Annotated in this window: 12 protein-coding genes; 4 read left to right on the top strand and 8 right to left on the bottom strand. The window is 74.2% G+C overall.

All coding sequences use genetic code 11. The annotated features are described in order from the left end of the window. Positions 1-4: 4 nt before the first annotated feature. Together AC0666_RS19675 and AC0666_RS19670 are read left to right on the top strand one after the other, a co-directional pair. Complete coding sequence (locus AC0666_RS19675; RefSeq protein ID WP_356853092.1) at positions 5-415, top strand: organic hydroperoxide resistance protein; 411 nt, start codon at positions 5-7, stop codon at positions 413-415. A gap of 164 nt (positions 416-579) precedes the next feature. Beyond that, positions 580-2424 carry a serine/threonine-protein kinase gene (locus AC0666_RS19670; RefSeq protein ID WP_468964886.1) on the top strand — a complete coding sequence of 615 codons (1845 nt, stop codon included), beginning with the start codon at positions 580-582 and terminating at the stop codon, positions 2422-2424. 18 nt (positions 2425-2442) lie between these two features. Here AC0666_RS19670 and AC0666_RS19665 read toward each other — a convergent pair whose 3' ends face one another. Continuing rightward, positions 2443-3387, bottom strand: coding sequence for a hypothetical protein (locus AC0666_RS19665; protein WP_468964888.1), 945 nt, complete (start codon positions 3385-3387; stop codon positions 2443-2445). 143 nt (positions 3388-3530) lie between these two features. Then, a complete protein-coding gene (locus AC0666_RS19660) occupies positions 3531-3722 on the bottom strand; it encodes a hypothetical protein (protein WP_478708027.1) in 192 nt (63 codons plus the stop codon). Positions 3723-3930: 208 nt separating this feature from the next. Between AC0666_RS19660 and AC0666_RS19655 the strand changes: the two genes are divergently transcribed. Then, positions 3931-5472, top strand: coding sequence for a glutamate synthase subunit beta (locus AC0666_RS19655; protein ID WP_478708026.1), 1542 nt, complete (start codon positions 3931-3933; stop codon positions 5470-5472). Positions 5473-5551: 79 nt separating this feature from the next. Continuing rightward, complete coding sequence (locus tag AC0666_RS19650) at positions 5552-7567, top strand: prolyl oligopeptidase family serine peptidase (protein ID WP_478708025.1); 2016 nt, start codon at positions 5552-5554, stop codon at positions 7565-7567. Positions 7568-7588: 21 nt separating this feature from the next. On the opposite strand, the gene AC0666_RS19645 is transcribed toward AC0666_RS19650, so the two are convergent. The 6 genes from AC0666_RS19645 to AC0666_RS19620 all read right to left on the bottom strand — a co-directional run bounded on the left by AC0666_RS19645 (position 7589) and on the right by AC0666_RS19620 (position 13641). Next, on the bottom strand, positions 7589-8428 hold the full coding sequence (locus AC0666_RS19645; protein WP_478708097.1) for an alpha/beta fold hydrolase: 840 nt from the start codon (positions 8426-8428) through the stop codon (positions 7589-7591). Between the two features lie 52 nt (positions 8429-8480). After that, on the bottom strand, positions 8481-8981 hold the full coding sequence (locus AC0666_RS19640; RefSeq protein ID WP_478708024.1) for a hypothetical protein: 501 nt from the start codon (positions 8979-8981) through the stop codon (positions 8481-8483). Between the two features lie 74 nt (positions 8982-9055). Continuing rightward, the gene (locus tag AC0666_RS19635) at positions 9056-11269 is read right to left on the bottom strand and encodes a xanthine dehydrogenase family protein molybdopterin-binding subunit (protein ID WP_468964897.1); all 2214 of its coding nucleotides are present in this window, start codon (positions 11267-11269) and stop codon (positions 9056-9058) included. Further along, positions 11266-12258, bottom strand: a complete 993-nt coding sequence (locus AC0666_RS19630; RefSeq protein ID WP_468964899.1) for an FAD binding domain-containing protein — start codon at positions 12256-12258, stop codon at positions 11266-11268. The genes AC0666_RS19635 and AC0666_RS19630 overlap by 4 nt, the downstream gene beginning before the upstream one ends. Then, a complete protein-coding gene (locus AC0666_RS19625) occupies positions 12255-12764 on the bottom strand; it encodes a (2Fe-2S)-binding protein (RefSeq protein WP_468964900.1) in 510 nt (169 codons plus the stop codon). Before AC0666_RS19625 ends, AC0666_RS19630 begins: the two co-directional genes overlap by 4 nt. A gap of 226 nt (positions 12765-12990) precedes the next feature. Further along, the gene (locus tag AC0666_RS19620; protein ID WP_478708023.1) at positions 12991-13641 is read right to left on the bottom strand and encodes a hypothetical protein; all 651 of its coding nucleotides are present in this window, start codon (positions 13639-13641) and stop codon (positions 12991-12993) included. Between the last annotated feature and the right edge of the window lie 52 nt (positions 13642-13693).

Here is a 13693-nt window from a genome sequence, read left to right as displayed (position 1 = left end):
TCCGATGGACGCCCTGTACACCGCTGTCGCCACCGCCAACGGCCGCGAAGGCCGCACCGTCAGCTCCGACGGTCAGATCGACCTCGCGCTCGCCATGCCCCCGGCCCTCGGCGGCAACGGCCAGGGCACCAACCCCGAGCAGCTCTTCGCGGCCGGGTACGCGGCCTGCTTCGCCAGCGCGCTGGGCCTGGTCGGCCGCCAGGCCAAGGTCGACACCGGCGAGGTGTCGGTCACCGCGGAGACCTCCATCGGCCAGGACGCCACCGGCTTCGGCCTGGCCGTCACGCTGCGCATCGAGCTTCCCGAGTCCCTCGCGGGCGAGACGGGCGCCCTGCTGGTCAAGCAGGCGCACGAGGTCTGCCCCTACTCGAAGGCGACCCGCGGCAACATCCCCGTCGAGCTCGTCATCGAGTAGTCGCGTCGCCGCGCGCCGGGGCCGGAATAGCGACATTCGGCCCCCTGGCGCGCGGTGGCCGCTCCCGCACCGTTCGGGCCTGCGCGGAGGCGAGGGGCGCCCGCCCGGTGTTCTTGGGTAGGGTGCCGGTCGTCACAGGTGTTCTGCGGGGGAGAAGTGAGTTGATGAGCGGTCAGCAGCCGGACCGGAACAGGGCCGTCGAGGTCTTCCAGCCGCTGATGGGAGACGATCCGACCGCCATCGCCGGCTACCGGATCGCGGCCAGGCTCGGCGCGGGCGGCATGGGCAAGGTCTACCTCTCGTACACGCCCGGCGGGCGGCCCGTCGCCATCAAGGTGATCCGGCCCGAGTTCGCCGAAGACGCCGAATTCCGCCGCCGGTTCGCCCAGGAAGTACGGTCCGCGCAGCGGGTGCAGGGGCTTTTCACCGCGCCCGTCATCGATGCCGACACCGACGGGGCGCAGCCCTGGCTGGCCACCGCGTACGTACCGGGCCCCTCGCTGGCGGACGCGGTCGTCGCCCACGGGGCGCTGCCGGTGGAGGCCGTGCTGCTGCTGATCGCCGGCATGGCCGAGGCCCTGCACGTCATCCACGGCGCCGGCATCGTGCACCGCGACCTCAAGCCGTCCAATGTGCTGCTCGCCGCCGACGGGCCCCGCGTGATCGACTTCGGCATCGCCCATGCCGCGGACGCGACCTCGCTCACCGGCAGCGGAGTCACCATCGGCACCCCCTCGTTCATGGCCCCCGAGCAAGCCGCGGGCCACCGGGTCACCCCGGCCACCGACATCTTCGCGCTCGGCCAGGTCGCGGCGTACGCGGCGACGGGCACCCCGGCGTTCGGGGAGGGCACCTCGCACGGGGTGCTCTACCGCATCGTCCACGAGGAGCCCGAGCTCAGCGCCGTTCCGGACCGGCTGAAGGAGCTGGTGGGCCGCTGCCTGGCGAAGGACCCGGAAGCCCGGCCCTCGATCGGTGAGATCATCACCCTGTGCCAGGCCGCGAACGCGGAGACCGTGCTGCGCCGTCCCGAGGACTGGCTGCCCGCCCCCGTCAGCGCCGACATCACGGCGCGCGTGGCCGCGCCGGCCCCGGTCCAGGCACCGCCGCCCCCGGTCGCCGCACCCTCCGTGGGCTACTCGCCCACCACGCCGGTCGCCCCGCCCACGGCCCCGCCGGCCGGTTACGGGCCGCCCCCGTCCCAGCAGCCGACGCAGCAGGCAGCCCCGCAGCAGCAGCCGACGCACCAGGCGCCCCCGCACCCCGCCCAGCCGCACCAGGCGGCCGCCCCGGCTCAGCCCCACCCGTACGCCCCGACCCAGTACGCGACGCCCGCACCGACCTACCCGGGGCACCCCGGCCACCAGGCGCCCCCGCCGCAGCCCCGGCCCCGCGCGGGCAGGCGGGGCGCCGTCCTCGCGCTCGCCGCGGCGCTGGTCTTCGGCATCGCGGGCGGCGGGACGGCGTACGTCCTCCTGAGCGGCAAGGACGACGACAAGGGCGGCCGGTCCACCGGCGCGGCCGGTGACGGCGGCGCCCAGCAGACCCCGAGCGGCAACGGCTCTCCGCAGGGGGCGGCCAAGACGGGCGGAGGGCATGTCGCAGCCGATCCGAAGCCCGCCGACTTCAAGGGCATCAACCTCACGGCGGGTTACCACCTGACGTTCGGCGACGACACCGTGCGGCCCCAGCCGGGGGAGGACGGCGGGTACGACCTCTCGTACGACACCGGCGGCTACCTCGACGCGGAGACCACGGGCGGCACCATGGTCCTGCTGGACCCCGGGCAGGAGGGCTCCCTCGCCTCCTGCCGGGCGGACACCCGCTTCACCAAGGAGGTCTACGTGAACAAGCTGTCCAAGGGCCGCCAGCTCTGCGTCATGACCGGCTCGGGCAACCTCGGCCTCGTCACCGTCCAGGGCTTCTCCTCCGAGGATTCACCCAGCAAGTACATCACCCTGGACGTGACGGTCTGGCGCAACGCGATCAGCACCCGCCCGGGCAGCTGACGCGCAGGCCCGCAGGGGTCAGGTCAGCTCGACCACCTGGTGCATGCCGAGCGCGACGTGCGGCACGCCCCGCTCCGCGTCCGGGATGAAGCAGAGCAGGGCGTACGTGCCCGGCGGCAGGTGATGGGTCTGCAGCAGCGCCGTGCGCCCCGGGGAGGTGGCGCCGAGCCCGAGGGCGGGCCCGGTGACGAACGGCGGCTTCCCGGACGCCGTGCCGGCCGCGACGCTGTCGTACCAGGCCTGGATCTCCTCGTCGGTGGTGCCGGGTTCGACGGGCTGGAGCTGCATCTCGTGCAGTTCGTCCGAGGAGTTGCGGACGAGGATGTCGTCGAACTTCCGGGCCAGCCCGTGGACTTCGAAGCGGGGCCCGGCGGCCGTCTCCTTCTCGATCACGACGGCTTCCGGGAAGGCCGCGAGGTCCTCCAGCTCGTTCTGGTCCTTCTCCTTCTTCTCCGGTTCTTCGTGGAGCTCCAGGGTCCGGTAGACCGGGTCGTCCGGGTCCTCCAGGAACGCGCCGAAGTCGAGCAGGACCACCGGTCCCGGCGAGATCGGCGTGGTGAAGGTCTCGGAGACCTCCGGGGTCACGAAGGCGCCCCCCAGCGCCTCCGCCTCGTCCTGGAGCGCCGTGATGCCCTCCGCGCTCTGGGCGGGGACGCGGCTGACGGCCTTCTTGAGGTCGGCGAAGACGGTTTCCAGCGAGACCCCCTGGTGGAGGCGGAACAGCTGCAGCTGGCGGCCGCCCTCGTCGTCCGTGCGGACGTGGAAGGAGACGAGGCCGCCGGCGGCATCCGACGGGGCCTCGATGCCTTCGTCTCCGATGCCGACCTCGATCGGCTGCGACTCGCGGCCGTCGCCCTCGCCGGCCTTGGCGCCGGCGGTGGCCATGCCTCCCAGCGCGGTGGCGAAGGCGAGCGTGGTGACGGCCGCCGCCCTTGCGCCGCTGCGGAGAAGAGTGGTGCGCATGAAAGTCCTCTCGATGGATGGTCCCCGGTCACCCAGGGCACCATCCCGCGGACTGACGACACGTCAGCCACGCTGGGAGCACCGTCGATCGGCCCACCGACGGCCGACCGAGCGGCCACCGGTCCTCCGCGCCACGTGCTCCGTCAGGTCTTCTTGCTGCCGCCCCGGCGCTCCCCGCTCCCCTCGCGCTCCTGCTCCCTCTCGTCCTCCCGCCGCCGCGTGGACTCCTCCGCGGTGCGGTTCCGCGTCCGGCGCCCTCCACCGGAGGCCTCTTCCACCTGCTCCTCGCGGCCGATACCCGGCCGCTGGGCCTTGTCCCGCATGCTGCCGCCCATGGCGCCGCTCCTTTCCCCGTCCGTCGGCTCCGCCGAGCGCCTTCCCGCCGCCGCGGCGGATACGCACCCGCGTCCGGCGGACCGCGCCTTACGGCAAGGCGCTGGTCCCGTGAGACCGGAGCTTTGCCCCGCCATCGGGAAACCGTGACAAATGCGGCGTAGCCTGGTCGGAACCGTCGTACCCGCCCAAGAACCACGGAGGCGGCGCATGACCGATCCCTGGGGCTTCCTGCGGACCCCCCGGCGCCCCGTCCCGGGGCGTCCCGCGGAGCAGCGGCTCGGCGACTGGCGCGAGGTCCACGCCGGGCAGACGCTGCTGCCCCTGGTGTCCGAGCAGGCGAACCGGTGCATGGACTGCGGAGTCCCCTTCTGCCACGCCGGCTGCCCGCTGGGCAATCTCATCCCCGAGTGGAACGCGTACGCCGCCCACGGCGACTGGCGGGCCGCGGCCGACCGGCTCCACGCGACCAACAACTTCCCGGAGTTCACCGGCCGGCTCTGCCCGGCGCCCTGCGAGGACTCCTGCGTCCTGGCCATCAATTCAGACCCGGTGACCATCAAGAACGTCGAGCAGACGATCGCCGACCAGGCCTGGGAGCGCGGATACGTCCCGCCCGCGCCGCCCGCGCGGCTCAGCGGCAGGACCATCGGCGTCATCGGCTCCGGCCCGGCCGGGCTCGCGGCGGCCCAGCAGCTCACCCGCGCCGGGCACACCGTCGTCGTCTACGAACGGGACGACCGCCTCGGCGGGTTGCTCCGCTACGGCATACCGGCGTTCAAGATGGAGAAGGCGCAGCTAAACCGGCGGATCGCCCAGATGAGCGCCGAAGGCACCGTCTTCCGCACGGGGGCGGACGTCGGGGGCGCCCTCGACGCGGCCGAGCTGCGCAGACGCCACGACGCGCTGGTCGTCGCGGTCGGGGCCGGGGAGCGCAGGGAGCTCGCCGTACCGGGGCGCCGGCTGCGCGGCATCCACCAGGCCATGGAGTACCTGATCGGCGCCAACCGGGTCGGCGAGGGCGATCTGGCCCGGCCCCCGATCACGGCGGAGGGCCGGCACGTCGTGATCATCGGCGGCGGGGACACCGGCTCGGACTGCCTGGGCACCGCCCTGCGGCAGGGTGCCCTGTCCGTGGTCCAGCTCGACATCAACCCCGAGCCCGGCCCCGAGCGGCCCGCCGCACAGCCCTGGCCGGTGTACCCGAAGGTCTACCGGATCTCCCACGCCCACGAGGAGGCGCGCGGACGCGACGGCGCCGACCCCCGGCTCTTCTCCTCCGCCACCGTGCACTTCGACGGCGACGAGGCGGGCCGGGTACGGGCCCTGCACCTGACGGCGGTGGAGCCCGCGGCCAGAGCGCCGCTCCCGGGGACCGAGCGGGTGATCGAGGCCGGGCTGGTCCTGCTCGCCCTCGGCTTCTCCGGTCCCCAGCGGGCCGGCGGCCTCGGCGAGCAGCTCGCGCTCAGCCGCGATGCACACGGCGCCTTCGCACGGGACGCGGACTTCGCGGCCCTCGCCGGACCGCGTCCGCAGGCCGGACCGCGCCCGCCCGGCGAGACGGCCTCCCGGGACGCCCGTCGGAGGCCGGAGGGGGTGTTCGTCGCCGGTGACGCCGGACGCGGGCAGTCCCTCGTGGTGTGGGCCATCGCGGAGGGGCGGGCCGCGGCCGCCGCGGTCGACCGCTACCTGACCGGTGCCACGGAGCTCCCGGCCCCCGTCCGCGCCCACGACCGCCCGCTCTCGGCCTGAGGCCCCTCTGCGCGGGCCCGGCCGGGAAGCTTGCGGGGAGTCGCCCCCGGCAGGGCGCGCAGGGCGGCACAATCAGGGGGTGACTGCTGAAGATCGTTTCCTGTGGCTGGAAGACATCGAGGGTGAGGCCGCGCTGGCCTGGGTGGGGGAGGAGAACGCCCGGACCGCCGCCGCGCTCACCGGGGACCCCCGCTTCGAGGCGCTGCGCGCCGAGCTGCGCGAGGTCCTCGACGACGCCGACCGCATCCCCTACACCGTCCGCCGCGGGGCGTTCCTCTACAACTTCTGGCGCGACGCCGACCGGCCCAAGGGCGTGTGGCGGCGTACGACGCTGGAGCAGTACCGCAAGGACGACCCGGCCTGGGAGGTGCTCCTCGACGTCGACGCCCTCGCGGCCGCGGAGGGGGAGGAGTGGGTATGGGCCGGGGCCGGGGTGCGGTATCCGGACTACCGGCGTGCCCTGGTGCAGCTGTCCCGGGACGGCTCGGACGCCGTCGTGGTCCGCGAATTCGACCTGGACGCACGGGAGTTCGTCGAAGACGGCTTCCGGCTGCCGGAGGCGAAGACCCGTATCGGCTGGATCGACGAGGACACCGTCTTCCTCGGCACCGACCTCGGGCCGGGCTCCGTGACCGCCTCCGGCTACCCGCGTACGGTCCGGCGCTGGCGCCGGGGCACCGCGCCGCAGGACGCCGAGCCGGTCTTCGAAGCCGAGGCCTCGGACGTCTCGGCCACCGGCTGGCGCGATGCGACACCCGGCTACGAGCGGGACTTCGTCTCCCGCGCCACCGACTTCTTCCACCACGAGCTCCACCTGCTCGCCGAGGGCGACACGCTGGTGAAGATCGACGTACCGGACGACGCGGGGAAGTACGCCCACCGGCAGTGGCTCATCGTCACCCCGAAGACGCCCTGGCTCGGCCATCCGGCCGGCTCGCTGCTCGCCTTCGACTTCGAGGGCTTCCTCGCCGGGGACCGCAGCGCCCACGTCCTGTTCGCGCCGGACGCGCACACGGCGCTGGCGGGCCACTGCTGGACCCGCCACCACCTGATCGTGGAGACGCTGGCCGACGTCGCCACCCGGATCGAGGTCCTCACCCCGGGCCCGGAGGGCTGGAGCCGCCGGCCGCTGGCCGACGTACCGCCGCTGTCCTCGGCGGGCGTCACCGACACCGACCCGGACGTCAGCGACGAGTACTTCCTGAACGTCGACGGCTACCTCCAGCCCTCCACCCTCACCTACGGCCACGTCGGCGGCGACGGAGAGGTCCTCAAGCAGGCCCCCGTCCGCTTCGACGCCGACGGTCTGACCGTCCGGCAGTTCTTCGCGGGCTCCCCGGACGGCACGGCCGTGCCCTACTTCGTGGTCGGACCCGACCGGCCGGGCCGGCCCGGTCCCGCGCTGCTCTACGGGTACGGCGGCTTCCGCGACCAGCAGACCCCGTACTACAGCCCGGTCACCGGCCGCGCCTGGCTGGCCCGCGGCGGCACCTTCGTCGTCGCGAACATCCGCGGCGGCGCCGAATACGGCCCGGCCTGGCACCAGGCCGCCCTGGGCGCCCACCGGGTACGGGCCTTCGAGGACTTCGCCGCCGTCGCCGCCGACCTCATCGCCCGGGGCATCACCACCCCCGACCGGCTCGGCATCACCGGCGCCAGCAACGGGGGCCTGCTGATGGGCGCCATGCTCGTGCGGTACCCGGAGCTGTTCGGCGCGATCGTCGCCAAGGTCCCGCTCCTGGACATGCTCCGCTACCACCGGCTGCTCGCCGGCGCGTCCTGGGTCGCGGAGTACGGGGACCCCGACAGCGCGGCCGACCGACCGCACCTGGAGGACCTCTCCCCGTACCACAACCTGGTTGCCGGGCAGGCCTATCCGCCCGTGCTGCTCATGACCTCCACCCGCGACGACCGCGTCCACCCCGGGCACGCCCGCAAGACGGCGGCCCGCCTGCGCGAGCTGGGCCACCGCGTGCTGTTCCACGAGAACACCGGCGGCGGCCACGGCGGCGCCAGCGACAACGAACAGGCCGCCCACAACCAGGCGCTCGCCTACACCTTCCTGTGGCAGCACCTGGGCGGTACGGCATCCTGACACGGCACGGACCGGCCGCCCTCAGGCCAGGAACGCTGCGGTGGATGCGACGAACCGGCCCGGGTCGTCGAGCCACGGGAAGTGGCCGGCTCCGGGCTGGACGACGAGCTCGGCGTGCGGGAACAGCCCGCTGAGCCCGGCCATCGCCAGGGGAGGGGAGTTCAGGTCCACCTCCCCGGCCAGCACCAGCACCGGCTGTCCGAACCGGGTGAGCGCCGCGCGGGTCCGGTCCGGATCGAAGGCGCCTTCCGAGCCGAAGACGGCCGCCGCCTCGCCGTTGCGCTGTCCGTCCTCGGCGGCCTGGTGCGCGCGGGCCGCCTCGTCCCACCGCCCGTACCGCAGCGGGGTGAGGGCCTGCCAGGAGTCGGGGGTCGCGCGGCCCGCCATCACGTCCTCCAAGGCCGCGAACGCCGCCGGGAACCACGGCTCGTCCCGGCGCAGCAGGGCCGTCTCCCGCCGGGCGGCGGCGCTGACCTCGATGCCGAGGCCGAAGGGGCTGGGTGTGATCAGCGCGAGCCTTCCCACCCGGTCCGGATGGCGCTCGGCGTAGAGGGCGGCCAGGTTCGTACCGGCGGAATGCCCGAGCACGTCCACCCGAGCCAGGCCGAGGTGCGCACGCAGGGCCTCCACATCGCCGACGAGCCGGTCACAGCGGTAGGAGCCGGGGTCCTCGGGTCGTGCGGACCGGCCCGTTCCCCGCAGGTCCAGCCGGATCAGCTGCCGGTGCGCGTCCAGGCCGCCGAGGTTCCCGAGGTAGGCGGAGTCCTGCATGGGCCCGCCGGGCAGGCAGACCAGGGGCGGCCCGTCCCCGGACACGTGGTAGGCCAGTTCGGTGCCGTCGGGTGCATGGAAGGTGTGCATGGCGGTGATCATGTCAACGGCATTCCTGCGGGGCAACCGCGTTACCCGCAGGTCAGGAGCGCGTACCGGCGTCCGCGAACAGGGCCGCGGCGGCGCGCAGTCGCAGGTCTTCCAGCAGCGAGACCTGTTCGCGGGCGCGCTCCAGCAGGTGCTGGAGCCGGCTCTCTTCCCACGCCGGCCGGTCGGACGCCGCCGCCGGGAGCAAGGCCGTCCAGAGGCAGGCCTTCCCCTCGACGCCGAGCCTGAGGGCTTCGAACTCCAGCAGGGAACTCAGCGGCGAGCGCCGCAGCAGGCGGCCGTTGAGCTTCACCCGGCCCGCCTTCTCCGAGACCCAGCCGGCCAGGGCCTTGTGGCGCCGGACGGGGATCCGCAGCGCCTCCATCAGCCGGAGCAACTCGCGGCGGTCGTGGTCGATCTCCTCCGCGAGGCGCGCAAGCTCCGGGCCGAGGGCGGAGCGCCGGTGGGTGCGGGCGACACGGCGCGCGAGCTCCAGGCCCGCCGTGGCTCCGGCCACATGGTCGTTGAGGTAGATGCCGAGCAAGTCGGAGTCCATACGGTGAGCCCTTTCTCGACGCCGTCCGGGCCTGGCGGGCCGGCGGACACCCTTACGCGTTGACTTCCGGCCCGTCAGGCCCTGCCGATCCGGTGACCGGCCGACGGCGGCCCGCCCAGGGCGGCCAGGACCCGGTCGGGGGTGAGCGGCAGCTCGCGGATGCGCCGGCCCGTCGCATGGTGGAAGGCGTTGCCGACCGCGGCCGCCGCACCGACGATGCCGATCTCACCGATGCCCTTGCTGCCCATCGGGTTGAGGTGCTTGTCGTGCTCGTCGATCCAGTGCACCTCGATGTCGGGCACGTCCGCGTGCACCGGCACGTGGTAGGCGGCGAGATCGCTCTCCGCGAAGTCCCCGAACGCAGGGTCCAGCGTGGCGTGTTCGCCCAGGGCCATTCCCAAGCCCATGATCATGCCGCCGGTCAGCTGGGAGCGCGCGGTCAGCGGGTTGAGGATGCGGCCCGCCGCGAACACCCCGAGCATCCTGCGGACCCGGACCTCACCGGAGACCGTGTCCGCCTGCACCTCGGCGAAGTGGGCGCCGAAGGCGTGCCGGGCGTACGGGGAGCGCTGCTTGGCGGACTGCGTGGTGTCGGCCGACACCGACAGGCCGCCGTCCGGGACCGGCCCGGGGTGCCGGTCCAGCCGGGCGAGCAGGGCGGTGCACGCGTCGTGGACGGCCCAGCCCCAGGAGGCCGTACCCGAGGAGCCGCCGGCCACCGAGCCGGCCGGCAGGTTGGTGTGGCCGATCTCCGCCGTGACGCGGTCCACCGGGACGCCGAGGGCGTCGGCCGCCACCTGGGCCAGGACCGTACGTGCGCCGGTCCCGATGTCCGTGGCGTTGACCTCCACCCGGAACGTGCCGTCCGGCAGGGCGTGCGCCCGGGCCGCGGACGGGGCGATGTAGACCGGATAGGTGGCGGCGGCCACGCCGGTGCCGATCAGCAGGGGGCCCTCGCTGCGGGCCGTCCGGTGCTGCGACCAGCCGAACCGCCGGGCGCCCTCGCGCAGGCATTCCACCAGGTGGCGGCTGCTGTAGGGGTGGCCGCTGTCGGGTTCGGCGGTGGCGTCGTTGCGTACGCGCAGTTCGACGGGGTCGAGCCCGAGCGCCTCGGCGAGTTCGTCCATGGCCGATTCGAGGGCGTACATGCCGGGGGTCTCGCCAGGCGCCCGCATCCAGGACGGGGTGGGGACGTCGAGCGGGACCACGCGGTGGGTGGTGAGCAGGTCGGGCACGGCGTACATGACCCGCGCGGGGACCGCGGCCTGCTCGACGAACTCGCGGACACGGGAGGTGTACGTCGTCACCTCGTGCGCGAGGGCGCTCAGGGTGCCGTCCGCCTGCGCCCCGAGCCGCAGCCGGTGCAGGGTCGCGGCGCGGTGCCCGACCGTGGCGGCCAAATGCCGCCGCGGCAGCGATAGTTTGACCGGGCGGCCGGTGCGGCGGCTGGCCATCACGGCCAGCACCACGTGCGGCCGCGGGGTGCCCTTGCAGCCGAAGCCGCCGCCCACGTACTCGGAGACCACCGTGATGCGGTCCTCGGGGAGGTCGAAGAGGCCGGCCAGCGTCATGCGCACGTACCCGGCGCCCTGGCTGGAGTCGTACACGGTCAGGCGGCCGCTGTCGGGGTCCCAGTGGGCGGTCGCGGCATGCGGCTCCATGGGGTGGTTGTGGAGCGGGGGCACGGAGTACACGCACTCGACGCGGACCGGAGCGGCGGTGAAGGCCCCCGCCGCGTCGCCCTGCTCGCGGTGGCCGGGGTAGCCGCCGTTGACCTGCTCGGGGGTGTAGGCGTCCGGGTGGTCGGGGGCCATGGCGACGTCGAAGGCGTCCTCGGCCTCGTACGTGATGCGTACGGCGTCGGCGGCTTCCTCGGCGCCCTCCGGGGACTCGGCGACGGCCAGCGCCACGTACCAGCCCCGGTGGGGCACCTCGGTGTCCTGGAGCACCCGCAGGGTCGCGTCGTCGGCCGGGCCCAGCCGGGGCGCGTCGTACGGGGTGAGCACCTCGACCACGCCGGGCAGGGCGAGGGCGGCCGAGGTGTCGACGGCGGTGACCCGGCCGCGGGCGATGGCGGCGGGCACCGGCCAGGCGTACAGGCAGCCGGGCGGGGTGTGCTCGGCGGCGTAGCGGGCGGTGCCGGTGACCTTCTCCCAGCCGTCGCGGCGGACGAGGGGCGCACCGAGGGCCGGTCCGGCGGCGGCCCCGGCCGCTTCGGGGGCGGGTCCGACGGGTCCGGTGGCCGGTCCGGCAGCGGGGGTGGAATGCATGGTCTGCCTCTCGCTCATCCGTGCTGCTCCTGCGCCAGCGCGTCCAGCACCTCGCAGGCGAGGTTGCTCGCGAGGCCGACCTTGAAGGCGTTGTCGCGCAGCGGCCTGGCTTCGGCGAGGCCGGCCGCGACGGCCTGCCGTACCGTGTCCGGGGCCGGCTCCGCGCCCAGCAGGAGCGCCTCGGTCGCGGTGGCCCGCCAGGGCCGGTGCGCGAGCCCGCCGAAGGCCAGGGCCACCCGGCGTACGCGGCCGCCGTCGAGGTCGAGGACGGCGGCGACGGAGGCCAGCGCGAAGGCGTACGACGCCCGGTCGCGGGCCTTGCGGTACCGGGACGGGACACCCGCCGGGCCCGGCGGCACGCGCACGGCGGTCACGATCTCCCCAGGCTCCACGACGGTGTCCCGCTCGGGACGGTCCCCGGGCAGCCGGTGGAACGCCGTGACGGGCACGGTGCGCGCCCCCCGGGGCCCCTCGATGTCGACCTCGGCGTCGAGGGCGGCCAGGGCCACCGCCATGTCGGAGGGGTTCGTCGCGATGCACTGCGGGGAATGGCCGAGCACGGCGTGGTCGCGGTGGACGCCGTCGAGGGCGCCGCAGCCGCTGCCCGGCTCCCGCTTGTTGCAGGGCTTGGACACGTCCTGGAAGTACGGGCAGCGGGTGCGCTGGAGCAGATTGCCGCCGGTGGTGGCGATGTTGCGCAGCTGCGCCGACGCGCCGGAGAGGATCGCCTGTGCCAGGACGGGGTAGCGGGCCTTGACCAGCCGGTGGGCGGCGAGGTCGCTGTTGCGCACCCCCGCCCCGATCCGCAGTCCGCCGTCCGAGGTCTCCTCGACGGTGGCGGACAGCAGGCCGGTGAGGTCGACGAGGGTGTCGGGGCGCTCCACACCGAGCTTCATGAGGTCCACCAGATTGGTGCCGCCGGCCAGGTACGAGGCCCCGGGGCGGCCTCCGTGGGCGGCGACGGCCTCGTGGAGCGCGGTGGGGCGGACATAGGCGAACGGCTTCACCGGATCACGTCCTGAACGGCGTCGACGATGCGCGGATAGGCCCCGCAGCGGCACAGGTTCCCGCTCATCCGCTCGGCGATGGCGGCCCGGTCGAGGGGGAGCGGTTCCTCGGGGGAGGAGCGCTCGGCTTCGGCCTCGGCGAGCATGCCCACGGCGGAGCAGAGCTGGCCCGGGGTGCAGTAGCCGCACTGGAACGCGTCGCGTTCGATGAAGGCCTGCTGCAGCGGGTGCGGGGCGGCCGCGTCGCCGAGGCCTTCCACGGTGGTGATCTCGGCGCCGTCGTGGGCGACGGCGAGCAGCAGGCAGCTGTTGGCGCGGCGGCCCCCGACCAGTACGGTGCACGCCCCGCACTGTCCGTGGTCGCAGCCCTTCTTCGCTCCGATGAGATCGAGCAGCTCCCGGAGCGCGTCCAGGAGGGTCACCCGGTGGTCGACGGTGAGCGTGTACTCCTTGCCGTTCACGCGCAGCGTGATGCGGGAGCGGGTCCCCGTGGCTGCGTTCGGCATCGTGACCCCTTGTATGCGCGTCGTGTCGGAAAAGTACCTTCTATACCTCTTCGACTATCCCGGCCGGGCGCATTTCACACCTCTCAGGGCCGACGGGCCTACCCTGGATACGGCGGCTGCCCGCGGTGAGCGGCCCGGGCAACCGCCCCGGCGGCTGCGGGCACGCACCCCTCCCCGTTTCCCGCGCCCGCGGCGCCGGCCTGGGGGGACATCCGGCAGGGGCGGATCACTGCCGGACCGGGTCGGCGGCCGAGAGGCCCGCGCGCTCCAGGGCGCGCAGCATGGCCGGCAGGTCGCTGGCTTCGCCGTCGCCGTCGGTCGCGGGGGCCGACGCTTCCAGGGCCTCGGGAGTCAGCCGGTAGCCCTGAGCCGCTTCCAGGAGTTGGCTCGCGGCGGCGCCGGCGGTGTCGGCGAGCAGCGCGAGCGCCTCCCTGTCGTCCACGAAGCGGCTCATGCCGCAGTCCAGGCCGTCGTCCCGCAGGCCGTCGGGATACGGGGCGCGGGCCCAGGAGCCGTTCTCGTACCAGTAGACGCAGCCCAGTTCCCAGCCGCTGAGCAGGTCGTGCAGCTTCTCGTACGGAAGCCAGTCCGGGGCCTGCGCGAGCATGTCGATGGCGGGCTCGTGCCACTTGACGCCGCTGGACTCGTCCTCACCGTAGAGCACGTAGCGTCCTTCGCCCCTGCGGGACAGGGTCCACCAGGTGCAGCCGCAGTCGTCGAGGTGCAGGCCGGTGTCGTCGATCCAATGGCCGGTGCGGTGCCGTCCGCGGCTCTCCGCCTCCGTGGTCGCCTCCAGTACCGCGACCAACGCCCAGCGCGCCCACAGCAGTTCCGCGGGCGGCAGGTCTCCGGGCAGCCCCGGCCGATGGATCGTCATGGTGTGGTCTCCTGCCGATGCGGGGTCGGACCGACAGATCGTACAGACCGGC

It is taken from the genome of Streptomyces sp. NPDC043680 (assembly GCF_056436685.1).
Note: the sequence above shows the minus strand (reverse complement) of the source record. Positions and strands in the feature narration are given on the sequence as shown.